Raw genomic sequence first — 21,262 nt, forward strand, 5'->3', positions numbered from 1 at the left:
GGCAGACGGTGGTGACATGAGCCTCGGCACCTCCGCCCGTCCGCTTCAATCATTTCCGGCCGCATCGGCCGAGAAGCGACTTTTTCAACGACATCGGTCGGAAGCGGCCGCTTGACAGGCCAACTGCCTTAGGGGCCCAATTCCAAGATTTGGAACCGGCAAAAGGGGTTAAGCGGCGGCCGAACTCTTGAGCGCATTTACGCGTTCCGTGCAAATTACGTGAACCACCTGACCCAGTTCCTCCACGCGGCTGGCGAGCCATGTCAACTGCTCTACGGTGATCCGGTAGTGCTTAGAATAGCGCGCCTTCACATATGCGTCCTTCAGCTTCTCGAAAAGTGCGCGATCTGCCTTACGTTCGCGAGGCCATACCTCAACAAGGCGCCTATCAAGTCGCTCCGCCTGCGTTCTCAGAAATACAAGGTTATGTACATGCGGGGTGTAGAAGGTCGAAACCAGTAAGACACAGTGGTACAGGCGTTCTGTCGCCTGATGCATCAGGAAGGCTGAATCTTTTAATCGTCCCTGGTGCTCACTGAAAAGGGCGGTCTCAAGCATACCCGCGGCGGCGGGGAACCACTCCGCAAAATACTCCTCGGCAAGGGCCAGCGCTTGCTCCGGCGTCTTCGGCTTCGGCTCCAGAAGATCGCTGTCTTCATACTCATACAGCGCGATGCCATCCTGTCGGACGTCCATGAAGAAGTAGCGGCCGTGCGCCAGGCCGTCGTTCACCTCCTGCAGCGTGTGGACGATGAAGTTCACGGGCGTTCTGATGGTGCCTGTGATCCCATATTCGCGGATCAGCCGGTCTTCGAGCTTCGCCCAGTATTTGATATGATCGGTCAGGCGCTTGTCGTTGACGATGATCAGCAGATCATAGTCGGACTTGTATCCTTTGGCGGTATGCGGTTCGTCCACCCAGCCGCCGCGCGCATAACTTCCGTAAAGGATAATCTTTTCGATCCGTCCCTTCTTCTTCCACTCATGGCGCGAGAGGGCGAAGGCATCTTCGAATTCTTCGAAGATGATCTGGACCACGCGCTGAAGCTCGCGTTGCTTATGTGCCGGCAGATGGTCGAGCTCGGATCGCATAGGCATCGTTTAGCCGATCTCGATTACCCGTGCCACCTGCTGAGGTGATCTTGTATTCCTTTTGTTCGAGGCGCCGGTCGGATAGCGGATCTGGGGGCGTGATCGACGGCGCTGGCGGATTGCGCAGACCGCGGGTGGTCGGGGAGGGCGATCATCAAGGGAGCGGTAATGCAGGCAGGATCGGCCGGTCGCGATTATGTTCGCCCCACCTGGGTCGTTCGCCGTCGTGGGCGAACCCCCGTCTTAAACGGCGGCGGCATCACGGATCGCGCCGACCTTCAGCGAGATCGCCCGCCATGTCGCAACGCCTGCGGCATCGTCGATCAGCGCGAGAAGCGTCACGCGCTCCGCAATGAACTGGTCGCAGTCCACGCGCTGCACCATCCTGCTCGCGACCGCCAGGATCTCCCAATCCGACAGCGGCGTGGCTGGCAAGGGTGCGAGAGGATCAAGCAGGCGGCAGGTGTCAGCGATGTTCAGGGGTGCACTCGCAAAAAGGCGGTTGGTACCAAACCAGCCATGGCGGGAAAGATTGTGCCTTTCCATAAAGCGCGTTGGTCTGGGCGGCTTTTTTCCCTGATGTTTGACACCGGGCGCCGATCATAGGCGTCGCGGTTCGCGATTAACGCGGCTGGCCTCCTGCGCGGCAAGATGAAACGCCTGGTCCAGCGTTTCGCGCTCGGTCGGCTTGCGCCAGCCGTCGATGTCGCGGATGAGCTCGGTGCCGCAGCGGCGGCAACGGGTCCAATAGTCCTGGTCATCGTGACGCGCGCCGCCGCGATCGGCGTCATGGCCAAATATCCTGCATCTCAGCGACATCCGGCGATCCCCATCTCCGACGAAGGTCGAGGCATAATGGGGGCGGCATATCCGTCAAATGACAAAAGGGTAATCAGTTCAACGATCTGGCAACTGGCTACCGATAGCGCGCATGGATCGCTTTCGGCGATGCTCAGGTGGCCGCGCTTCCTTTGCTGCGCCGGCTGTCTGGCCCCCTTTGCTGCTTGGGCTGGGACCGCCCGCGTGCTGGATGGCGGCACGGCCGGCGGGTCGGTCAGGACGCGCCCGCGCGGAAGGCTGCCAGCTTCCTGTCCGCGATCGCGATGAATTCGTCGAGGAGCCGGTGCTGATCCTCGACGTCGCGCCGCCGCTCATCGCCTTCGGCATATTGCGCGATCGTCATCGCCATCACCCAGGTCAGCGCGCGGACGATGAGATGCGGGCGCACGTCCATTGCAGCGCCGAGGGTTCCGCCCGGCTGCGGCTCGAAACGTTCGGCCCCGCCGGCGTTGGCCATCGCTGCATGGAAGCTCTTCTGCAGCTGATCGAAATATTGCTGGTCAGTGGGCTTCGGCATCTCGTGCTCCTGTCTGCATCGGCGTGGCCGTGCCTTTGCCGTCAATGTCGGCCAGGCAGGCCGCGATCGCCGTCCACAAGGCACCGGCATCCTGCAGGCCCGCGGCGTGCGCGGCGTCGGCCATCTCGGCCACTCGGCCTGCCGTGTGCGGGCCGTTCAATTCGCTGAGGCCGATCGCCATCGCCCGTATGTCGGCCTCGGCATAGCCGCCGGGCGCGGCAGCGTCACGGCCCCACGTGAATTCGAGCTGGGTCAGAAGCATAGCCATTCGATCTCCGCGGCCTCGAGCGCTTCGAACATGTCCGCCTCGGCGCCCATCGCCGACAGCCGATGCCGGGCGGCGTCCGCATCTCCGGCTTTCGGGAATGCGCGGTCCGCCTTCGCGGCCCTGGCGAGATCGCCGATCCAGTCGCTCCGGCCGTGCTGGCCGAGCAGCCAGTTTCCGAACGGCAGCGATGGCGGCGGCGCGGCGGGCGGGTTGGCGGGTGGCATCATGCGCGGCGCGCCTTCAGGGGCCGGCGTCCGCTCGATCGCCGGCGCGGCTTCGGTCAAGCCGGTGGGCGCGCCATAAACCAGCGTCCGCGGGGAGCGCGTCTCGTGTGCGAAGAGATCTGCCTTCATGGCCATCAACCCTGCCGACTCGTGAACATGGTGCGAGTATGTTCGCTATTTGTTCCTGCGTCGAGTCCGCGCTGGCGTGGCATCGCCATCGTCGATCGGCGGCGGTGGTATCGCGGGTGCGCTAGGGTTGAGGCTGAGGTCAGTGCGGTCGCGGGCGAATTTCACTGAGTGCACGGTCGACGCCCTTCCACATCGCATGCATCTCAGGCACGCCGCCCGCCGTCGCCTTGAGCAAGGCCTGCATATAGGGCTCTGGCTCGGCGATCTCGTCGATCAGCTTCAAGGCCAGCCTGTGGGCGTCTGCCTTCGAGATCACCGTGTCCGGATCGAGGCCACGGTAGACGAACGGCTCATCGGTCATCATCGGCTCCTTTGCCGGCCCCGCGCGGTTTTGCATGCGTGTGTCCGCCGCCGGGACGCGATTGCTGCGCTTCGGCCAGTGCTCCGGATCTATGCCAGAAGCCAGCGCGGCGGCTCAAGAAAATTTACAGTTTGGGCGATGGCGCGTTTTTCCGCAGTGGCGATCGTCGTCGGGCCGGGTGCGCGGTTGCGATGACGAAATCTTTAAGGGGACAACCGCCGCCCGCCTGCGGCGCCGCGCTCTATGCTCCGGCAAGCCTGCGCACCGAGCCCCTGGCGGGTCTCGGCCAGAGGTGACGATCGCTGGCGGATGAACCGGCTTTGCCGGTTGCGATGGCGCGGCTTTGCCGCGGCGTTTTCTGATGGCCTTTCCCGTCTGGCGGGTGCGGGCGTCGCTCCCTACTAGGCCCGCCACGGCGGCCCGCAAGCCTTGCGGCTGCTCCACTGCGTTGCGCCCCGGCGGCTGACGCCTTGGGTGCGGGCCCCCGCTGGAGGCGGGCCTTTCCGGTCACTCTTCGCCGCCCACCCCCGCTTCCGGGGAAGGCCTGTTGGTGAGGGCAGCAGAGGAGGTCAGGACATGATCAGGAATTCCCGCCGTCATACCCGCGATCAGGTCGGCAAGGCACAGGGTGAGCCCTCGCGCATCAGTCTTTATGACGAGGTGACCGCGAAGATCGTCGGCGAACTGGAGGCAGGGCGCTTCCCTTGGGCGCAGCCATGGGGGAAGGCTGGCGCTGCGGCCCCGGGGCTGCCGCGCAACGCGCTGACCGGGCGCTGCTACAGTGGCGTCAACGTGTTGCTGCTGTGGGGTGCCGCCATTGAGCATGGCCACCCGTCGCAAGGCTGGCTGACTTTCCGGCAGGCACAGGAGGCGGGCGGGTCCGTCCGCAAGGGCGAGCGCGGCGTGACCGTCGTCTATGCCGATCGCTTCATCCCCAAAGGCGAGGTCGAGCGGGCGGCGCGCGCGGATGAGGATGCCCGCGCGGTGCCGTTCCTCAAGCGTTTCACCGTCTTCAACGTGGCGCAATGCGAGGGGCTGAGGCCGGGGCTGGCGCCGGATCCGGTGCCGCTGCCGGAACGCGAGATCGTGCCGGTTGCCGAGGCGCTGATTGCGGCATCGGGCGCGGATTTCCGGATCGGTGGCGACAAGGCATTCTATGTGCCGTCCGCCGATTTCGTGCAGGTGCCGCCGCAGCCGGCTTTCTTCGAACAGATCAACTATTACCGCACCTGCCTCCACGAACTGACCCACTGGACGGGCCATGGCTCGCGGCTCGCGCGCGACTTTTCGGGCGGGTTCGGCAGCAAGCTCTATGCCCGCGAGGAACTGATCGCGGAGATGGGTTCCGCCTTCCTGTGCGCCGCGCTCGGCATCGTCCCCACCGTCCGCCATGCCGATTATCTCGCCTGCTGGCTCGAGGTGCTGCGCGAGGACAATCGTGCGATCTTTCGTGCCGCCAGCGCCGCCAGCAAGGCCGCCGATTTCCTGCTTGGCCGCCATGCCGATGCCAATGCCGCTGTCGATGACGCGGCGGGCGAGGGGAGGGCGGCGGCATGATCATCCTGCCCCCCGCGATCCGCGACGCGCTGCGCGCCAATGACGGGCTTCGCCTTGCCGCCATGGCACGCGGGCTGAGCGAACCCGACCCGGTGCCGATACTCAGGCTGTTCAATCCGCTTGGGGCCGCGACATGGCTCGCCACCGAACTGGCGCTGGATGGCGACACCCTGTTCGGGCTTGCCGATCTCGGCTTCGGCTGCCCGGAACTCGGTTCTTTCAGCCTGCGCGAAATCCTTGGCCTACGGCTGCCGTTCGGGCTCGGCATCGAGCGCGATATAGCCTTTTCCACCGACCACCCCTTGTCGGACTGGGCGGATGCCGCCCGCCGCGCGGGCTCGATCCTCGACGCGGCACGCCTGCTGTCTGCGCCGCGGTTTCCGCGTTCGCGCGGATGATCCGGGCGGCCGGTTGGCCGCCCATTCCCAAGCGCCGCGCATCGGTTCTTTCGCAGGGATGCGCGGCGCCTTTCCCCAAGGAGACGTAACGATGAAACTCGACCATATCCCGCTTGCCAGCCTGACCGACTCCCGCGCCAACATGCGCGCGGCGCGCAAGGCGCCCGACATCGCCAACCTGCTGCCCTCGGTCGCGCGGCGCGGCATATTGACCACCCTGCTCGTGCGGCCCGGCGAGGCGCCCGGTCTGTTCGAGGTGGTCGCCGGACGCCGCCGGCTGTTCGCCGCGCGCGCCGTCGCCGAGGAACGCGGCGCCTTCCCGCCGCTGCCCTGCGCGATCCTCGACGAGACCGACGATGTCGATGCGGTCGAGGCATCGATGATCGAGAATCTCGCGCGCAGCGATGCCGACGAGGTGACCTGCTGGACCGCCTTCGCGCGGCTCGTGCGCGGCGGCCGGACGGTGGAAGACATCGCCGCGATCTTCGGGATGGGCGAACCGCAAGTCCGCCGCATCCTCGCGCTCGGCAATCTGCTGCCGCGCATCCGCTCGCTCTACCAGCGCGAGGCAATCGATGCCGCGACCATCCGCCACCTGACCCTCGCCAGCAGGCCGCGCCAGCGCGAATGGCTGGCACTCTACGATGATCCCGACCAGTCCTGCCCGACCGGCAACCGGGTCAAGGCATGGCTGTTCGGTGGACCGGCGATCGCCGCGCGCCATGCCCTGTTCGACCCTGCCGAGGCCGGTTGCGAGACCGTCGCCGACCTGTTCGGCGAGGATCGCTATTTCACCGACGCGGATCGCTTCTGGCAGGCGCAGAACGCCACGATCGAGGCGCGTCGCTCGGCCTATCTGGAGGCGGGCTGGCAGGATGTCGTCATCGTCCCGCCGGGCGACTGGTTCCAGCATTGGGAGCACCAGAAGATGCCCAAGCGCAAGGGCGGGCGGGTCTATATCGATGTCGGGCAGGACGGCGCGGTGGTGTTCCACGAGGGTTATCTCACCCGCCGCGAGGCGGCGCGGCGGGAGGCCGGAGAGGCGCCGGAACCGGCGGAGCAAGTCCGTCGTCCCGAAGTCACCGCCACCCTCGACACCTATATCGACCTCCACCGCCACGCCGCCGTGCGTGCCGAACTGACCGACCATCCGCGCGTCGCCCTGTGCCTGATGGTGGCGCATGCGATCGCCGGATCGCACCTCTGGCGGGTCGCGGTCGAGCCGCAGACGGCCCGCAACGATGCGGTCGCGGCGAGCCTCGCCGCCTGCCCGGCGGAGGCGCGCTTTGCCGAGCGCCGGCAGGCTGGGGGCCAGCTGCTCGGGCTGGACGCCGACCATGACCGGTTGACCGGCGGCGTCGCATCGGACGATCTCGCGACCCTCTTCGAACGGCTGCTTGGCCTGCCCGATCGCGCGATCCTCGACCTGATCGCGGTGGTGATGGGCGAGACGCTGGCGAGCGGCAGCGTCGCAGTCGGTGCCGTCGGGCTGCATCTCGGCATCGACATGACCGACTGGTGGCAGGGCGATGCGGCCTTGCCGGGCCTCGTTCGTGACCGCGCGGTGCTGCTCGCACTACTCGGTGAATTGGCCGGTGATGGCGTGGCATCGGCGCATGCCGACGCCAAGACGGCCGTGCTGCGGCAGCTGATCGCGGATCATCTGGCCGGCACCGGCGGGCGTCCAAAGGTCGAGGGCTGGGTGCCGCGCTGGCTGCGTTTTCCGGCGGGCGCTTATACCGATCGCGGTGGTGTGAACGCGGTGGCGCGGCATACCGTGGCGCGATCGGAGGGAGGTGATCCGGTCGACGATTTGGAGATGCCGGACGACCAGCGGCTGGCGGCGTGATCCACCCGGCGGGCGTCGCAGTGGCGGCGCCCGCCTTATGGCGGGTGGGTTCGTTACGGTGCGTTTGGGCAGTGCGGCGAGGGGGGATGACGCACGACTGGGACCGGAAAATCGCGGCCGCCCTCCGCCGCATGCCGTGGGCATGCGGCGGAGGGCGGCACGGGCCGTTCCGACCCGTCATCGCCATGCCGACGGCATGGCGAACGGGATGCAGCGGCGGCAATTGCGGCGGTCAATGATGCGCTGGCGCATTGCCAGCCGTCGCCGATGGACCGTCTCGCCAGCGCTGCGAAAGGTGTCGTGCGCGATCGCTGCCTGTGTCCACGATGTGAAGGCTGCCGCCCGCGCTGATCGGCGCGAGTGGCAGGGGCCTGGACCGGCTGGAACAGACCATCACGGAGGGCGTGATGGGCGTCCTGCCGCTCGCGTCGCGAATGGCTGAGATGGCCGCGCCATCCCACCGGCCGCGCGACGTTCGACGGCAGACGCGCACCTCGATCCACATCGATGCGCATCCACGCCGCCGCCAAGTTCGATAACATTGGCGCGTCCAGCGGTCGCGCGTGCCGCGTGGTCGCCTCGACGGTTGGCTCGCGCTTCGCGCGCCGGGCGAGAGGGTCTCGGCCTGCCGGCGAGGCCGCTTTTTCTGGCGGGTGACGCAACCGAGTGGACTGTGCCGCCTCCGGTGTGGCGCACGCCCTGTCCGGAGCTGAAGGGCCAGGACCTGGACCGGTCGCACCCCCATGAAACCATCGCCCCTGCAGCTATTTCCCCGCCCGGCCGGTGCCGGGCTCCTCGCGGTCGCTGCGCTGCAAATAGCCGCCGGGCGCTGGTCCTCCACTGTCGTTGCGGCCTGCGGTTCATGGGGGTGCTCGAACCGGTCCGACGGTCGGCCCATCGCCCGGAACAGGTTCGGGCGAGCACCCAAGGAGAAGTCACATGCCTGCCATCGGTTACGTCACCCGCCAGGACAACGGCGCGTTCACCGGCCAGCTCAAGACCCTCTCGATCCGCGCCGAGATCGAGATCCTGCCCAACCGCTCGAAGGCGAACGATGCGCAGCCCGACTACCGGGTCGCGGCGAACGGCGTCGAGGTCGGCGCCGCCTGGATCCGCACCGGCGAAGCCTCGGGACGCGACTATGTGTCGCTCGTGATCGCGGCGCCCGAATTCGGGCCGCGGCGGCTCTACGCCAATCTCGGCCGCGCCGCGGGGCAGGACGATGACGCCGTCTTCGCGATCATCTGGAACCCGGCCGACTGAACCGGCCCGCCGCCCGCGCCGACCGGCGCGGGCGGCACCGCGCGTGGAGGGGAGTCGAAAACGACCGCCCCCGATTGCGACCCTGCCTCGCACCGCGTGCGCCGCCTAGCCCGTCGCCACCGGTCGCGGCGCGGTGCCGCTGGCCGGCGCAGGAGGCAGAACATGACCAAGGATGACGAGGCGGTCGCCCGCGCCAAGCGTGCCGCGCGCGGATCGCCGTTCCTCAGTCCCGAGCAGGCGGCGCATTATCTCGGCGTTTCGGTGCGCACCTTGCAGGAACATCGCAGCCGCGGCAGCGGTCCGCCGTACCGCCGCCACTTCCGCCATGTCCGCTATCACATCGACGATATCGACGCCTGGTCGACCCGTCACGAAGCCGGGGAGGGGGGCGATGACTGAGCGGCGCCAAATGGAAAGGCCCCGGCTGGCGGCCGACCGGCGACCACTGCCGCGGGGCCGGCTCGGTCGTCGGCGGCGGGTCGCGCTTGCGACCATGATCGCCGTCGGCGGCGCGGCGCTGCTCGCGACTGTCGCCGCGCCGCCGACGCCGCGGTTCGTCTGGAACGCCAGCGCGAGCGCGCCGCAAGGGCTCTATCTGGTCTCGCCGGGACCGGCGCGCGCCGGCGACATGGTCGTCGCGCGGCTGCCCGATGCGGCGCGCGCGCTCGCTGCGCGGCGGCGCTATCTGCCCGCCAATGTGCCGGTCGTGAAACGCGTGGCGGCGGTTGCCGGCGACCGGATCTGTGCCGTTGGCGCCGACCTCTCGGTCAATGGTACGGCGCGCGCACGGCGCCGGGCCAAGGATCCGTCCGGCCGGTGGATGCCGTGGTGGACGGGCTGCCGAACGCTGGCGGTGGATGAAGTGCTGCTCCTGATTGACGCGCCGGACAGCTTCGACGGACGCTATTTCGGGCCGACCAGCGCGCGTCTGGTGGTCGGCCGCGCGAGGCTGATATGGGCGCGCTGAACGGCCCGCGGTTTGCCCTCGCGCTCGCCGCGCTCGTCACGGCAACGCCCGCGGGCGCGCAGGACTGGGCGCCATATGTCAGCGAGGCCGCGCGCCGGTTCGACATGCCCGAACGCTGGATCCGGCAGGTGATCCAGGCCGAAAGTGGCGGACGGACGGCGCTGCGCGGACGGCCGATCACCAGTGCCAAGGGGGCGATGGGACTGATGCAGTTGATGCCGGGGACGTGGCGATCGATGCGGACCCGGCTCCGGCTTGGGCCCGATCCATATGATCCGCGCGACAACATATTGGCCGGCACGGCCTATCTCAGGATGATGTACGACCAGTTCGGCTATCCCGGACTTTTCGCGGCCTATAATGCGGGCCCGGGACGCTATCGCCAGCATCTGGATCGTGGCCGGCCGCTCCCGGCGGAGACCCGCGCCTATGTGGAAAGCATCGTTGGCGGACACGATCGTGCGGGGCAGAATCTGCCTGGGGACGACCAGTCGCTTGAAGCAGCGCCAGTGCTTATTCCGGGTGTCGGGGCGGCGCGAGCGGCCTTGGAAAAGCCGGGAGACGGGCCGCTGCTCGATCCTCTGTTCGCAATCCGCCGGCCGGTGCAGCCAGCGCGTGACGACGCTGCTCCTGACCCCTTGAATTGAGCGCGAAAGACGGCTCGCGTCGTCTGTTGAAACCGCCCGGCCGACATCGCGCCCATCGGATGAAGGGTATGGGGAGGGTTGATGTAGGTTAAGGGAGGTGGGGCGCTGGAGACTGGGGAGGCAGAAGAAAGGTAAGGCAAGATAAAAGCAGCGGCACCCCTGTTGCCTTAAGCTGCTGTCTGCACATCGTTTTTCGGTCGATGAATTGGCACCAGCGGCATGGGGATGGTGCCAGGTGCGCCGCGAAGCCCCGGAAAACTGGCGGATTCCCAGGCACCGTATGTTGTTTGGAAAGGCGGACCGGTACTCGCTCATACCTCGGCCTATACGCCGCGCCCGCCGCGGCGACCTCGGCGTTGTGCGGCCGCAATTGCATGGCTGAGCGGCTGCCGGATCAATCGCGAGAGTCGGCTGTCGGATCAGCCGGATTGCGTTGCCAAATGACGCGCGCAGATCTCCTGCACGCGCGCCTGGAGGTCGGCCACCCTGGCAGCGATCCAGTGCAGCTCGTCCTCGTCGATCATGTACTGCGGCGAATAGCGCGTGTTGACATAGGCCTGGCGCAGCAGGTCGAAGCACCGCCGGCTGAATTTGTCGTTGCGCGGCCAGGCGCTGATCAGCTCGGGCGCGATGTCCTCGCACAGCGAGCGCAGGAAGTTCAGCTTGTGCGACTTGGGGCTGTAGAGCGTGAGCGTGAGCAGGGTGCAATGATAGAGGCGCTCGGCGGCCTGATGCAGAACGAATGCCGCTTCGTTCCGGTCGTCATTCTCCGCTGCGGTTTGCGCCATCCGGAGAAAGGCTTGCGCGCTTCGAAACCACTTGTCGAAATATCCCTGCGCTTCGGCAAAAGCTTCCTCGGCCGGCAGGTTGCGCGGTTGAGCGAAGTTGAAGCCCTCCGCGTCGTACAGCGCAATGCCGTCACGAACGAGGTCGATGAAGAAGGGGCGACCGCGCTCCAGCTGCTGGTTCACATCGGTGAGCGAATGGACGATGAAATTGACCGGCGCGGTGAGCGTGCCGGTGATCGTCGCGTCGCGCAGCAGCCGGTCGCCCGCCGCCGACCAGAAGTCGAAATCGACCAGCCGCTCATCGTTGACGACGATCAGGATGTCATAGTCGGACTTGTAGCCGCCGACGGGATCATGGACCCAGTCGCCGCGTGCATAGGATCCGTACAGCACCAGCTTGAGGATCCGGCCCTGCTTCTTCCACTTCTGCGTGCCCAGCGCATGCGCGGCGTCGAACTCCTCGAACAGCACGCGCACGACATGCGCGATTTCACGCTGCTTCGTCTGCGGCAGCTGGCTCAAGTCGCTGTTCATCGGGGAATCCTTGGTGCCGCCGCCGGGAGATGGCAAGGACTATCGCCGCGGCAATCGCGCACCGCGACGCCGGTCGCGTGCAGCAGCAAGCGGGATCGCATCACGATGATTGCCGGGCCCTGCGAACCGCGTCCAGCCGGCGCGCTTCGTCTTGCGCCGCCTCGTCGGCCGCCCGTCGCGCCCGCCGTTGACGCTCCTTTTCCTCGATCGCCAGCCGCTCGACCCTGGGCCGCCGGGCATGGCCCAGGCTGGCGTGGAACTCGGGCGTCAGCGGCAATCCCAGTTCGCGGATCATGCAGGTGATGCAGCCGCGCAGCGCCGTGCCGCGAATATAGCCCGGCATCGTGCCGGGCTGTCCGTCATGGGGATCCTGCATCGCCTTCCAATATTCATCGAAGCAGCGCCGGTCGGCGTCGCCGGCGGCGTAGAGAAAGGCCAGCAGGAACCGGATGGAAAAGCTCGGTGCGACCGGCGCCGCATGGGCGCTGTCGGCAATCTCGTCGAGCGCGACCAGCGCCTTGAATATCAGTTGCTCCCGAATCGTCCTCATGCCCCCATGTTGAGAACATAGTGGGAACATGGCAAGGTGAGATGATGGCGAGTCGCATTCCTCCTGCCGTGCCGTTGCACGACCGCGCGTTCCGGTGATCGGGGCGTCGGGTTCGTGGCGCGTGACCTCGCCAATCCGGTGGCCGCATGTTCGACGCTGCGGTCCGCCATCGCACCATCCGACTCGAATGCCCGCGCTGCCGACGGGTGGCGGTCTATGACCCGCACGCCATCTGGTGGCTGTTCGAACGCAGGCACTGGCCCGGAGGCCTTCGCGTGGTCGGTCGGCATTTTCATTGCCGGCAATGCCGGGAACAGAGCGGCGAGCGCGTGCGCCCGCGGGTCAGCGCCTCGCGTGACGCGCCGACGCATGAACTGCCGATGCCGTCGCTCCAGCAATGGCATCAGGCCCTGCGCCGTCATCGTTGACTGTTCGGCGCGCACGGAAGACTGAATGTCACGTCTCCACACATTGATGGCCGGCCCGGAGCGGATCGCTGCGTATTTCGATGCGGAGATCGCCGCGGGAACAGTGGTTCCAACGTCCACCAGCGAAGGCGCGCCGGGCGTCGTCGTGATCGCGCATCGTGGCGGCAGGCGATGCGGCAACATGGCGTGGGGTTTTCCCCGTCACACCCGTGCGATGCGCGAACAAGGCGAGCCTCCGGGGCGTATCGGGCTCGTCGCCGATCTCACCAATCCGTTGTGGGATACGGTCATCGTCGAACCGCGCCAGCGCTGCCTGATCGCGCTCACCCACTTCGCCAACCCCGACGGCGTGCCGGGCGAGATGACGCGAACTTGGTTCAGCGTCGCGGGCCATCCGATCATCGCCTGGGCGGGGATCTGGCGGATGACCGACGACGGACCGGTCTATGCCGGGCTCACGATGGATGCCAATGATGCCATCCCGCCGACCAACGACCGCATGCCGTTGCTGCTGATACCCGCCGACCATGAGCGCTGGCTGCACGGCTCGATCCAGGATGTCATCGCGTTTCAGTTCGGCACGCCGATCCCGGGCAATCGCATGGTGGTCGAGCGCACCAGCGCGCGCTGGCGCAGCGAAGGATTGCCTTCTACCCAGGGTGCCCTGCTTTAGGAGCGCGGCGGATGTGTTGGTGTGGACGGCTTCTCATCCCAACGGTTTAATGATGCTCAGCGTCAATCGACCAGTCGAGAGGAGAACAACATGGCCACCCCAGTGCGTATTGGCATGGACACGGCTAAGTCCGTGTTCCAGCTCCACGGAGTAGATGAGAACGAGGTTGTAGTTCTGCGGCGCCAGCTCCGGCGCGCCGAAATGATCCGTTACTTTGAGAAGCTTCCGCCCGCCCTTGTCGCCATCGAGTCTTGCGGCGGGTCCCATTATTGGGCTCGCCTCCTGGAGTCTTTCGGCCACAAGGTGAAGCTGATCCCGCCACAGTACGTGAAGCCCTACGTCAAGCGCGGCAAAAACGACGCGGCCGACGCCGAAGCGCTCTGCGAGGCCGTTACCAGGCCGACGATGCGCTTTGTGCCTGTGAAGTCCGAGGATCGTCAGGCGGCCTGCATGCTGATGACCGTGCGAGAGCGCCTGGTTATGGTGAAGTCTCAGCTGAGCAACGCTTTCCGAAGCTATGCGGCGGAGTTCGGGATCGTGGGCCCGTCCGGCCGGCAGAACGTCAACGGCCTGATCGCTCGCGTCCTCGAAGATGACACGCTGCCGGAGCTGGCCCGCGAGCTGTTTCACTTCCAAGCCAAGGAGTACGCTGCGGTCGAGGCGCGCCTAGCGGAGATCGACGCGAAGCTCATGAAGTGGCACCGCGCCGACGAACTGAGCCGGCGCATCGCGACCATTCCCGGAGTTGGCCCTATCGGCTCGACGATGCTGAGCATGAAAGCACCGCCAGCAGAGGCCTTTGGCTCAGGACGTGACTTCGCAGCCTGGCTGGGTCTTACCCCGCGAGACCATTCGACAGGCGGTCGATCAAGGCTCGGCGGAATCACCAAGGCCGGAGATCCATCGATCCGATCGACGCTCATTGTCGGGGCAACAGCGCTGCTGCGGCACGTGCGTCTAGGGCATACGAAGCCATCGCCATGGCTGGCTAAGCTCATTGAGCGGAAGCCGCCGAAGCTTGTCGCGGTGGCGCTGGCCAACAAGTTTGCCAGGATCGCTTGGCGGCTGATGGTATCGGGCGGAATTTACACCCGACCCTCAGAGCTGTCGCCGACCTGATCTGAAACCGGCGCCCGGAAGCCCGCGAGGCTGCACCCGGATCGCCCACGAGACTTGCACGAACGAACAGATGGAAACGACCTATCGGTCGGTACGCGCGACATTCCGAAGATTGCACTGACATTCCCGATGTCGCCAGTGTGTTTGGAGCGCGCGTAGCGAACACCATCTTGGCCAGCGAGGTTTCCTCGCGCAAAAAGGCCGGACATCTGATAGCAAGCGATTAGGTCAGACAGTCTGTGCGTTCACTGCAAGCGGGGGGCCGTCCACATCTGCAATCTCTACACCGAGCGGCTCGGCGCCGACGCGGTCGCGGCCCATTTCGGCGTCGCCAATCCGCTGCGCGCGAACAGCGCGGGTGAAGTCTATCCGGGCTATACCGGCATGGTGGTGCGCGAGGAGGGCGGCGCGCGTGTCATGCAGTCGATGACCTGGGGCTTCCCCCTGCGCCTCAAGGGCATGAAGCCGGACTCCAAGCCGAGGCCGGTCAACAACATCGCCGACCTGCGCAAGCCGATGTGGGCAGGGCTTGCGGGCAAGCCGCAAGGCCGCTGCCTCATCCCGCTCACCGCGTTCGCGGAAGCCGAGGGCGCGAAGGGCGCAAAGACCCGGACCTGGTTCTCGCTCGTGGGGCACGCGATGTTCGCCTGGGGCGGTCTGTGGCGAGACAGCGCCGAATGGGGGCCGGTCTATTCCGGCGCGATGACCGACTGCAACGATGCGATCCGTCCGATTCACGATCGCATGCCGGTGCTGCTGCTGCCGGACGAATATGATCGCTGGCTCAATGGCAGCCTTGAGGATCTCGTCGCATTGCAGCAGCGCTGCTTTCCCGATGAATTGATCGCCATCACGCGGACCAGCGAGCGGTGGAACGCGCCGCGCGCGGCTGGCGGTGCCGGCCCGCTCTTCGCCTAGGATTTCATGCTGCTCTTCGCGCTGGCCGCCGCTGCCCAACCATCGTTCGTCTGCAACGCCGTCTCCGTCTGGGACGGCGATGGGCCGATCACCTGTGCCGACGGAACCAAAATCAGGCTGGCCGGCATCGCCACGCGCGAGATCGACAATCGCTGCCGGCGCGGCCAGCCCTGCCCACGGCCGTCGGGCGCCGCGGCCCGCGATCATCTCGTCAGCTTGCTCGGCGGCGCCCGCGGCCGGACCCGGCACGGAGCGATCCGGATCGGGCCGGTGCCACTGCGCTGCGCGCCTGTCGGGACCAGCTATGGCCGCACCGTCGCCTGGTGTCGCCGCGGCACGCTCGATCTGTCCTGCGCGATGGTTCGCGGCGGCTATGCGCTGCGCTGGCCGCGCTATGGCGGCCGTCAGGTGTGCGCGCAGCCCCGATAGGCCGCCGCCGGCTCCGCCGGTTTTCAGCGCAACGACGCGCTGGATGACGAGGCGTCCGGCGAACGGGCGCGATCCCCGCCTGATGCGGCGGTGGCACCGGTGAAATCATCCCGAAAATAGGTCAGTCAGGAGGGGAGGTGGGAGCGCACCGAACATCAGGGTACAGCGCGGAGCAGCCTCATGTCCGACGGCGACTTTTTCGAGCCCGAGCTTGGCCGGATGCGCGCGCTGGGAGACGGCCGCCTCCGCTTCCGCAACCGCGTCCTCGCCGCGAGCAACCTTGCCCGCGGCAGCGGGCGATCCAGCGTGGCGCGCAAGGCGGCGTTCAGTGGCAGCCGGGCGGGGCGGGGCGCCGGCGCCGGCAGGCTGCTGTCGGCGCGCGATCGCCATGCAGCCTTCCGGGCACGTCGGGTCCTGGTCAAGACGCGCCTGGTGAAGCTTGCCGGCAAGGGGGCCGCGGGCGCCGCGGCGCACCTGCGCTACATCCAGCGCGACGGCGTCACCCGCGACGGACAGCCGGGCGCGCTCTATTCAGCCGATGGTGTTGCCGTCGACGGCAAGGCGTTCCTCGCGCGGTCGTCGGGGGACCGGCATCAGTTCCGGCTGATCGTCTCCGCGGAGGACGGCGCCGCCTATGAGGATCTGAAACCTCTGACCCGGCGCCTGATGGCGCAGATGGAGGCGGATCTCGGTACCCGCCTCGACTGGGTGGCGGTCGATCATCACAACACCGGCCATCCGCACACCCACATCATGCTGCGCGGCAAGGACGACCGCGGACACGACCTCGTCATCGCCCGCGATTATCTGTCCCACGGCATTCGCGAGCGCGCCGCCGAACTGGTCGCGCTCGATCTCGGCCCGCGCACGGATCGCGAGATCGAGGACCGCCTGCGCGCCGAGGTGGACCAGGAGCGCTTCACCAGCATCGATCGCTCGCTCGTCGGCCGTGCCGGCGACGACGGGATCGTCACGCCGGGCGGAGACGCTTTCACCGCCAGCGTGCGCACCGGGCGCCTGGTGAAGCTCCAGCATATGGGGCTCGCCGAGCGGCTCGATGCCGGCCGCTGGCGCCTGGCGGAGGATCTGGAGGCGGTGCTGCGGCAGGCGGGCGAGCGCGGCGACATCATTCGCACGATGCAGCGCGCCTATGCGCGCGCGGAGCAGCGGCCCGTCGACATGCAACTCCATCCGGCCGGCGGCGCGGCCGGCCCGGTCGTCGGCCGCGTGATCGAACGCGGTCTCGCCAACGAACATGCCGATCGCCATTATCTGATCGTCGACGGGACGGACGGTCGCTCGCACTATGTCGAGATCGGCAAGGGCGACGGCGTCGATGCGATGCCGTCCGATGCGATCGTCCGGCTGGACCCGCGGGTCGCTGCGGTGCGCGATGTTGACCGGACCGTCGCCGCGGTCGCCGCGGCCAATGGCGGAATCTACGACGCCGACGCGCATCTGCGGCATGATCCGAGCGCCACGCAGGCCTTCGCCGAAACCCATGAGCGCCGCCTCGAGGCGCTGCGGCGGGGTGGGGCGACGGTCGAGCGGCGGCCCGATGGCAAGTGGACGATCGGACCGGATCATCTCGATCAGGCGATCGCCTTCGAGGCCCGGCAGCTGCGCGACCGGCCGGTGGATCTGGAGGTGCTGTCGCATCGTCCGCTCGCCGCATTGCCCGGCGCCAATGCGGCGACGTGGCTCGATCGGGAATTGGCGGCACCTGGCGCCCTCCCGCGCGCCGCCTCCGGCTTCGGCGCGGCGGTGGAGCAGGCGCTCGCGCAGCGACGGCGCTGGTTGCTGGCGCAGGCGCTCGCCGTCGAGGGCGCCGCCGGCTTTCGCGCGGCGCCCGGGGCGCTGGCGGCCCTGCAGGAACGCGAGCTGCGCGACGCCGGCACGAGGATGGCGGCGGAAAGCGGCCGCGCCTATCGCGCGTCCCGTTCCGGCGATCGCATTGCCGGCACCTATCGCGGTGCGGTCGATCTCGCGAGCGGCCGCTTCGCGATCGTCGAGCAGTCGCGCGAGTTCACGCTGGTGCCATGGCGCCCGGTGCTGGAGCGGCAGCTTGGCAAGCCTGTCTCGGGCCTGATGCGCGACGGCGGCATCAACTGGACATTGGGCAAGGGGAGGCCGGGACCGACGATCAGCTAGGCGTCCCCGCATAGTAGCGGCGTCCACACCGGCGCGGTGGATCGTCGCGCCGCGAACTGCCGTGGATTGCCGCGAGAGCGAAGTCGCCTGACCGCGGCGATTGAGAGACTGTCCGAACCTGAAGGCCGGCGCCAGCGCGCTGCGCCCCAAGGGACCTCGACCATGACACCGACCAAGCTGCTGATCGGCCAGATCCTGGTCGTCTTCGCGATCGTGATCCTCGGCGTCTGGGCCGCGACCCAGTGGGCAGCGGCGATGCTCGCCCACCAGCCGCAACTCGGCAGCCCCTGGTTCCATGTCGGCGGCCTGCGCGTCTATCAGCCGCTCGCGCTGTTCGGGTGGTGGTATCATTTCGACGCCTATGCGCCGGACGTCTTCGACAAGGCGGGCACGCTCGCCGCGGCAAGCGGCTTCCTCGGCTGCGGCGCGGCGATCTTCGGCTCGGTCTGGCGGGCGCGCCAGTCCAGCCATGTCACCACCTATGGGTCGGCGCGCTGGGCGACCGCGGCCGAGATCGCTGCGGCTGGCCTGCATGGCGATGCCGGCGTCTTCCTCGGTCGGCTGGGACGACGCTATTTGCGGCATGACGGCCCCGAGCATGTCATGGCATTTGCCCCGACGCGCAGCGGCAAGGGCGTCGGCCTCGTCGTGCCGAGCCTGCTCGGCTGGAACGGCTCGGTCGTCGTCCATGACATCAAGGGCGAGAACTGGCAGCTGACCGCCGGCTGGCGCCAGCGTTTCTCGCACTGCCTGCTGTTCAATCCGACCGATCCGCGCTCGGCGCGCTACAATCCGCTACTCGAAGTCAGGCGCGGCGCCAACGAGGTGCGCGACGTCCAGAACATCGCCGACATCCTCGTCGATCCCGAAGGTGCGCTCGAACGCCGCAACCATTGGGAGAAGACCAGCCACGCATTGCTCGTCGGCGCCATCCTTCACATCCTCTACGCCGAGGACGACAAGACGCTGGCGCGCGTCGCGACCTTCCTGTCGGACCCGCAGCGCAGCTTCACCGAGACGCTCGGCCGGATGATGACGACCAACCATCTCGGCACCGCCGAGGCGCCGCTGGTCCACCCGGTCGTCGCCTCGGCCGCGCGCGAGGTGCTCAACAAGTCGGCCAACGAACGCTCGGGCGTGCTTTCGACGGCGATGTCGTTCCTTGGCCTCTATCGCGATCCGACCGTCGCCCGCGTCACCGCGTCCTGCGACTGGCGGATCGCCGACCTCGTCGATGCCAGGCATCCGGTGTCGCTCTATCTCGTCATCCCGCCTTCGGACATCTCGCGCACCAAGCCGCTCGTCCGCATGATCCTCAACCAGATCGGCCGGCGCCTGACCGAGAGCCTCGACGGCGCCGGCCGGCCGGCCGGCCGCCACCCGCTGCTGATGATGCTCGACGAGTTTCCAGCACTCGGTCGTCTCGAATTCTTCGAGACCGCGCTCGCCTTCATGGCGGGCTACGGCATCCGCGCCTTCCTGATCGCTCAGTCGCTCAACCAGATCGACAAGGCCTATGGCGAGCACAATGCGATCCTCGACAATTGCCACGTCCGGGTAGCCTTCGCGGCGAACGACGATCGCACCGCCAAGCGCATCTCGGATGCCCTGGGCACCGCGACCGAGCAGCGCTCGATGCGCAACTATGCCGGTCATCGCCTCGCACCCTGGCTCGCCCATGTCATGGTCAGCCGCCAGGAGACCGCGCGGCCGCTGCTGACACCCGGCGAGGTCATGCAGCTGCCCGCAAAGGATGAGCTCGTGCTGGTGTCGGGCCTCGCACCGATCCGCGCCGCCAAGCTGCGCTATTATGAGGACGCCAATTTCCGCGGCCGGGTGCTCCCGCCGCCGGTGCTCGGCGATGGCGCCTATGCCGATCGCCCGGAACCCCGTGCCGATGACTGGGCGGGCCGCGCGGCCGGCCACGATGCCCGGCTCGATGCTGTGGCCGACGCCGATGGCGACGCGGCGGACGGCGGGCAGGAACAGCAGCGTCACCCCACGATCGGAGAAGACGCTGCGCCGCCGTCGCTCGAGCCGGTGCCGGATCCAGCGATGGCCGATGACGATGATGCCCAGGCGACTGACCAGCGCGCGATGGACCGGGTCCGCGGCCTCAGTGCGATCGCGCGCGGCCATGCGCTCAACCAGGGCGACGACCAGCACCTCCTTCCGGGACTTTGAACCATGAAATTCCGCCAGAACCTCTATCTCGACCGCAGCGTCGCCGACGCGCTCGATGCGCTCGCGGCCAGGCCGGGCGCGAACAAGTCGCGGATCGTCAACGATGCACTCGCTGCCTATCTCGCCAATCGCGCCGCCAGCCAGATCGACGATCAGCTGCGCCTGCGCCTCGATCGGCTGTCGCGCGAGCATGAGGCGATCCGGCGCGATCTCGAGGTGCTGCTCGAAAGCCTGTCGCTGTTCATCCAGCACCAATTGACGGTGGGCGCGCCGCTGCCCGACAATGATCCCGCGGCGGTCGCGATCGGCCGCGATCGGTTCGAGAAGTTCATCAACCGCGTCGGGCGCCAGATCGCCGCCGGCCGATCGACCCTCGCGCCGCAGGCCGCGGAGGGCGGGCGATGAGCGGCGCGGTTTCGGACGAGCGTCGTCGCGCGATGTTGCGCACCGCGATGGGGCCGACGATCGCCGCCGCGCTCGCCGACCCGCATGTCATCGAGATCATGGTGAACCCCGACGGCGTACTCCGGCTCGACCGGCTGGGGGATGGCCGCATCGACACCGGCACGCGCTACGACCCGGCACAGGTCGAGCGGATCATCAGGCTGGTCGCCAGCCAGGCGCGCACCGAGGTCCACATCGATCGCCCGATCGTCTCGGCGGAGCTGCCCGCGCATGGGGCGGGGGCCGGCGAGCGGTTCGAAGGACTGCTGCCGCCGGTTGCGCTGGGGCCGTGCTTCTCGATCCGCAAGCCGGCGGCGCGGGTCTATGGCCTCGAGGACTATGTCCGCGACGGCATCATGCCCGCGGCGATGGCCGAGCGGCTGCGCCGTGCGGTCACGGCGCGGCAGAACATTCTCGTCGCCGGCGGCACCAGTTCGGGCAAGACGACCTTGACCAACGCGCTGCTCGCCGAAATGGCGGACTGCGGCGAGCGCATCATCCTCATCGAGGATACGCGCGAGCTGCAGTGCGCCGCGCCCGACACCGTCGCGCTGCGCACCCGGCCCGGCTTCGTTTCGATGGCCGACCTCGTGCGCTCGACGCTGCGCCTCAGGCCGGACCGGATCATCGTCGGCGAGGTGCGCGGGCCCGAGGCGCTCGACATGCTCAAGGCCTGGAACACGGGACACCCCGGCGGCGTCGCGACCGTCCACGCCAACAGCGCCCGGTCGGCGCTCTACCGCATCGAGCAGCTGGTCCAGGAAGCGACATCCGCGGTGCCGCGCCGGCTGATCGTCGAGGCGATCGACCTCATCGTCTTCATATCGGGCCGCGGCACCGCCCGGCGCATCGAGACGCTGATGCGCACCGCCGGCGTCGACGCCCAGGGCGACTACCGCCTCATCGACATCACCACCACGCAAGGAGATTGA

At 67.7% G+C, this 21,262-nt stretch carries 25 protein-coding genes; 16 read left to right on the top strand and 9 right to left on the bottom strand.

The genetic code is table 11. The features are described from left to right. Window positions 1-168 precede the first annotated feature (168 nt). The 7 genes from FHS96_RS18565 to FHS96_RS18595 all read right to left on the bottom strand — a co-directional run bounded on the left by FHS96_RS18565 (window position 169) and on the right by FHS96_RS18595 (window position 3,431). A complete protein-coding gene (locus FHS96_RS18565) occupies window positions 169-1,092 on the bottom strand; it encodes a HEPN domain-containing protein (protein WP_429594972.1) in 924 nt (307 codons plus the stop codon). Between the two features lie 243 nt (window positions 1,093-1,335). Continuing rightward, the gene (locus FHS96_RS18570) at window positions 1,336-1,476 is read right to left on the bottom strand and encodes a hypothetical protein (protein ID WP_429594975.1); all 141 of its coding nucleotides are present in this window, start codon (window positions 1,474-1,476) and stop codon (window positions 1,336-1,338) included. Between the two features lie 216 nt (window positions 1,477-1,692). Beyond that, window positions 1,693-1,911: a DUF1660 family phage protein gene (locus FHS96_RS18575; protein ID WP_429594978.1), complete on the bottom strand. Its 219-nt coding sequence runs from the start codon at window positions 1,909-1,911 to the stop codon at window positions 1,693-1,695. 235 nt (window positions 1,912-2,146) lie between these two features. After that, window positions 2,147-2,449, bottom strand: a complete 303-nt coding sequence (locus FHS96_RS18580) for a hypothetical protein (RefSeq protein ID WP_429594981.1) — start codon at window positions 2,447-2,449, stop codon at window positions 2,147-2,149. Then, the gene (locus FHS96_RS18585) at window positions 2,433-2,711 is read right to left on the bottom strand and encodes a hypothetical protein (RefSeq protein WP_429594983.1); all 279 of its coding nucleotides are present in this window, start codon (window positions 2,709-2,711) and stop codon (window positions 2,433-2,435) included. Before FHS96_RS18585 ends, FHS96_RS18580 begins: the two co-directional genes overlap by 17 nt. Then, the gene (locus FHS96_RS18590) at window positions 2,702-3,070 is read right to left on the bottom strand and encodes a hypothetical protein (protein ID WP_429594986.1); all 369 of its coding nucleotides are present in this window, start codon (window positions 3,068-3,070) and stop codon (window positions 2,702-2,704) included. Before FHS96_RS18590 ends, FHS96_RS18585 begins: the two co-directional genes overlap by 10 nt. Window positions 3,071-3,209: 139 nt before the next feature. Beyond that, window positions 3,210-3,431: a hypothetical protein gene (locus FHS96_RS18595; RefSeq protein WP_429594989.1), complete on the bottom strand. Its 222-nt coding sequence runs from the start codon at window positions 3,429-3,431 to the stop codon at window positions 3,210-3,212. A 576-nt stretch (window positions 3,432-4,007) separates the two neighbouring features. Between FHS96_RS18595 and FHS96_RS18600 the strand changes: the two genes are divergently transcribed. The 7 genes from FHS96_RS18600 (at window position 4,008) to FHS96_RS18630 (ending at window position 10,112) form a co-directional block, all read left to right on the top strand. Then, window positions 4,008-4,988, top strand: a complete 981-nt coding sequence (locus tag FHS96_RS18600; RefSeq protein ID WP_429594992.1) for an ArdC family protein — start codon at window positions 4,008-4,010, stop codon at window positions 4,986-4,988. Then, window positions 4,985-5,386: a DUF2958 domain-containing protein gene (locus FHS96_RS18605; protein WP_429594994.1), complete on the top strand. Its 402-nt coding sequence runs from the start codon at window positions 4,985-4,987 to the stop codon at window positions 5,384-5,386. The genes FHS96_RS18600 and FHS96_RS18605 overlap by 4 nt, the downstream gene beginning before the upstream one ends. Window positions 5,387-5,477: 91 nt before the next feature. Then, a complete protein-coding gene (locus FHS96_RS18610; protein ID WP_429594997.1) occupies window positions 5,478-7,235 on the top strand; it encodes a ParB/RepB/Spo0J family partition protein in 1,758 nt (585 codons plus the stop codon). 939 nt (window positions 7,236-8,174) lie between these two features. Continuing rightward, window positions 8,175-8,498 carry a DUF736 domain-containing protein gene (locus FHS96_RS18615; protein ID WP_429595000.1) on the top strand — a complete coding sequence of 108 codons (324 nt, stop codon included), beginning with the start codon at window positions 8,175-8,177 and terminating at the stop codon, window positions 8,496-8,498. Between the two features lie 162 nt (window positions 8,499-8,660). Continuing rightward, complete coding sequence (locus FHS96_RS18620) at window positions 8,661-8,897, top strand: helix-turn-helix domain-containing protein (RefSeq protein ID WP_429595003.1); 237 nt, start codon at window positions 8,661-8,663, stop codon at window positions 8,895-8,897. Beyond that, window positions 8,890-9,465 carry a S26 family signal peptidase gene (locus FHS96_RS18625; RefSeq protein ID WP_429595005.1) on the top strand — a complete coding sequence of 192 codons (576 nt, stop codon included), beginning with the start codon at window positions 8,890-8,892 and terminating at the stop codon, window positions 9,463-9,465. The genes FHS96_RS18620 and FHS96_RS18625 overlap by 8 nt, the downstream gene beginning before the upstream one ends. Next, on the top strand, window positions 9,453-10,112 hold the full coding sequence (locus tag FHS96_RS18630; RefSeq protein ID WP_429595007.1) for a lytic transglycosylase domain-containing protein: 660 nt from the start codon (window positions 9,453-9,455) through the stop codon (window positions 10,110-10,112). The genes FHS96_RS18625 and FHS96_RS18630 overlap by 13 nt, the downstream gene beginning before the upstream one ends. Window positions 10,113-10,531: 419 nt before the next feature. Here the strand turns inward: FHS96_RS18630 and FHS96_RS18635 are convergent, their stop codons facing one another. Beyond that, window positions 10,532-11,434 (bottom strand): HEPN domain-containing protein, encoded by a 903-nt coding sequence (locus FHS96_RS18635; protein WP_429595010.1) that lies wholly within the window; start codon window positions 11,432-11,434, stop codon window positions 10,532-10,534. A gap of 100 nt (window positions 11,435-11,534) precedes the next feature. After that, on the bottom strand, window positions 11,535-11,984 hold the full coding sequence (locus FHS96_RS18640) for a hypothetical protein (protein WP_429595013.1): 450 nt from the start codon (window positions 11,982-11,984) through the stop codon (window positions 11,535-11,537). Window positions 11,985-12,130: 146 nt separating this feature from the next. On the opposite strand from FHS96_RS18640, the gene FHS96_RS18645 reads away from it, so the two are divergent. The 9 genes from FHS96_RS18645 to trbB all read left to right on the top strand — a co-directional run bounded on the left by FHS96_RS18645 (window position 12,131) and on the right by trbB (window position 21,262). After that, complete coding sequence (locus tag FHS96_RS18645) at window positions 12,131-12,412, top strand: hypothetical protein (RefSeq protein WP_429595016.1); 282 nt, start codon at window positions 12,131-12,133, stop codon at window positions 12,410-12,412. A 25-nt stretch (window positions 12,413-12,437) separates the two neighbouring features. Further along, window positions 12,438-13,085, top strand: coding sequence for an SOS response-associated peptidase family protein (locus FHS96_RS18650; protein WP_429595019.1), 648 nt, complete (start codon window positions 12,438-12,440; stop codon window positions 13,083-13,085). A gap of 90 nt (window positions 13,086-13,175) precedes the next feature. Then, on the top strand, window positions 13,176-14,204 hold the full coding sequence (locus tag FHS96_RS18655) for an IS110 family RNA-guided transposase (RefSeq protein ID WP_429595022.1): 1,029 nt from the start codon (window positions 13,176-13,178) through the stop codon (window positions 14,202-14,204). 270 nt (window positions 14,205-14,474) lie between these two features. After that, window positions 14,475-15,122: an SOS response-associated peptidase gene (locus tag FHS96_RS18660; protein ID WP_429595946.1), complete on the top strand. Its 648-nt coding sequence runs from the start codon at window positions 14,475-14,477 to the stop codon at window positions 15,120-15,122. A gap of 6 nt (window positions 15,123-15,128) precedes the next feature. Beyond that, complete coding sequence (locus FHS96_RS18665) at window positions 15,129-15,551, top strand: thermonuclease family protein (protein WP_429595025.1); 423 nt, start codon at window positions 15,129-15,131, stop codon at window positions 15,549-15,551. Window positions 15,552-15,731: 180 nt separating this feature from the next. Next, the gene (gene rlxS / locus FHS96_RS18670; protein ID WP_429595028.1) at window positions 15,732-17,702 is read left to right on the top strand and encodes a relaxase/mobilization nuclease RlxS; all 1,971 of its coding nucleotides are present in this window, start codon (window positions 15,732-15,734) and stop codon (window positions 17,700-17,702) included. A 162-nt stretch (window positions 17,703-17,864) separates the two neighbouring features. Further along, window positions 17,865-19,886, top strand: coding sequence for a conjugal transfer protein TraG (locus FHS96_RS18675; protein ID WP_429595031.1), 2,022 nt, complete (start codon window positions 17,865-17,867; stop codon window positions 19,884-19,886). Window positions 19,887-19,889: 3 nt separating this feature from the next. Further along, entirely contained in the window at window positions 19,890-20,291 is a 402-nt protein-coding gene (locus FHS96_RS18680; RefSeq protein WP_429595034.1) for a ribbon-helix-helix protein, CopG family, read from the top strand. Continuing rightward, window positions 20,288-21,262, top strand: coding sequence for a P-type conjugative transfer ATPase TrbB (trbB, locus tag FHS96_RS18685; protein WP_429595037.1), 975 nt, complete (start codon window positions 20,288-20,290; stop codon window positions 21,260-21,262). Before FHS96_RS18680 ends, trbB begins: the two co-directional genes overlap by 4 nt.

The sequence above is a fragment of the Sphingomonas zeicaulis genome (assembly GCF_050433225.1).
In the GTDB taxonomy this organism is placed as follows: Bacteria; Pseudomonadota; Alphaproteobacteria; order Sphingomonadales; family Sphingomonadaceae; genus Sphingomonas_D; species Sphingomonas_D zeicaulis.

Excerpts from the sequence above, each read along its gene's own strand:
- FHS96_RS18625 (WP_429595005.1), top strand. The coding sequence starts at position 8,890 with ATGACTGAGCGGCGCCAAATGGAAAGGCCCCGGCTGGCGGCCGACCGG.
- FHS96_RS18680 (WP_429595034.1), top strand. The coding sequence starts at position 19,890 with ATGAAATTCCGCCAGAACCTCTATCTCGACCGCAGCGTCGCCGACGCG.
- FHS96_RS18615 (WP_429595000.1), top strand. The coding sequence starts at position 8,175 with ATGCCTGCCATCGGTTACGTCACCCGCCAGGACAACGGCGCGTTCACC.
- FHS96_RS18585 (WP_429594983.1), bottom strand. The coding sequence starts at position 2,711 with ATGCTTCTGACCCAGCTCGAATTCACGTGGGGCCGTGACGCTGCCGCG.
- trbB (WP_429595037.1), top strand. The coding sequence starts at position 20,288 with ATGAGCGGCGCGGTTTCGGACGAGCGTCGTCGCGCGATGTTGCGCACC.
- FHS96_RS18635 (WP_429595010.1), bottom strand. The coding sequence starts at position 11,434 with ATGAACAGCGACTTGAGCCAGCTGCCGCAGACGAAGCAGCGTGAAATC.
- FHS96_RS18640 (WP_429595013.1), bottom strand. The coding sequence starts at position 11,984 with ATGAGGACGATTCGGGAGCAACTGATATTCAAGGCGCTGGTCGCGCTC.
- FHS96_RS18645 (WP_429595016.1), top strand. The coding sequence starts at position 12,131 with ATGTTCGACGCTGCGGTCCGCCATCGCACCATCCGACTCGAATGCCCG.
- FHS96_RS18630 (WP_429595007.1), top strand. The coding sequence starts at position 9,453 with ATGGGCGCGCTGAACGGCCCGCGGTTTGCCCTCGCGCTCGCCGCGCTC.
- FHS96_RS18605 (WP_429594994.1), top strand. The coding sequence starts at position 4,985 with ATGATCATCCTGCCCCCCGCGATCCGCGACGCGCTGCGCGCCAATGAC.
- FHS96_RS18610 (WP_429594997.1), top strand. The coding sequence starts at position 5,478 with ATGAAACTCGACCATATCCCGCTTGCCAGCCTGACCGACTCCCGCGCC.
- FHS96_RS18665 (WP_429595025.1), top strand. The coding sequence starts at position 15,129 with ATGCTGCTCTTCGCGCTGGCCGCCGCTGCCCAACCATCGTTCGTCTGC.
- FHS96_RS18580 (WP_429594981.1), bottom strand. The coding sequence starts at position 2,449 with ATGCCGAAGCCCACTGACCAGCAATATTTCGATCAGCTGCAGAAGAGC.
- FHS96_RS18650 (WP_429595019.1), top strand. The coding sequence starts at position 12,438 with ATGTCACGTCTCCACACATTGATGGCCGGCCCGGAGCGGATCGCTGCG.
- FHS96_RS18600 (WP_429594992.1), top strand. The coding sequence starts at position 4,008 with ATGATCAGGAATTCCCGCCGTCATACCCGCGATCAGGTCGGCAAGGCA.
- FHS96_RS18595 (WP_429594989.1), bottom strand. The coding sequence starts at position 3,431 with ATGACCGATGAGCCGTTCGTCTACCGTGGCCTCGATCCGGACACGGTG.
- rlxS (WP_429595028.1), top strand. The coding sequence starts at position 15,732 with ATGTCCGACGGCGACTTTTTCGAGCCCGAGCTTGGCCGGATGCGCGCG.
- FHS96_RS18620 (WP_429595003.1), top strand. The coding sequence starts at position 8,661 with ATGACCAAGGATGACGAGGCGGTCGCCCGCGCCAAGCGTGCCGCGCGC.
- FHS96_RS18565 (WP_429594972.1), bottom strand. The coding sequence starts at position 1,092 with ATGCGATCCGAGCTCGACCATCTGCCGGCACATAAGCAACGCGAGCTT.
- FHS96_RS18570 (WP_429594975.1), bottom strand. The coding sequence starts at position 1,476 with ATGGTGCAGCGCGTGGACTGCGACCAGTTCATTGCGGAGCGCGTGACG.
- FHS96_RS18675 (WP_429595031.1), top strand. The coding sequence starts at position 17,865 with ATGACACCGACCAAGCTGCTGATCGGCCAGATCCTGGTCGTCTTCGCG.
- FHS96_RS18575 (WP_429594978.1), bottom strand. The coding sequence starts at position 1,911 with ATGTCGCTGAGATGCAGGATATTTGGCCATGACGCCGATCGCGGCGGC.
- FHS96_RS18655 (WP_429595022.1), top strand. The coding sequence starts at position 13,176 with ATGGCCACCCCAGTGCGTATTGGCATGGACACGGCTAAGTCCGTGTTC.
- FHS96_RS18590 (WP_429594986.1), bottom strand. The coding sequence starts at position 3,070 with ATGAAGGCAGATCTCTTCGCACACGAGACGCGCTCCCCGCGGACGCTG.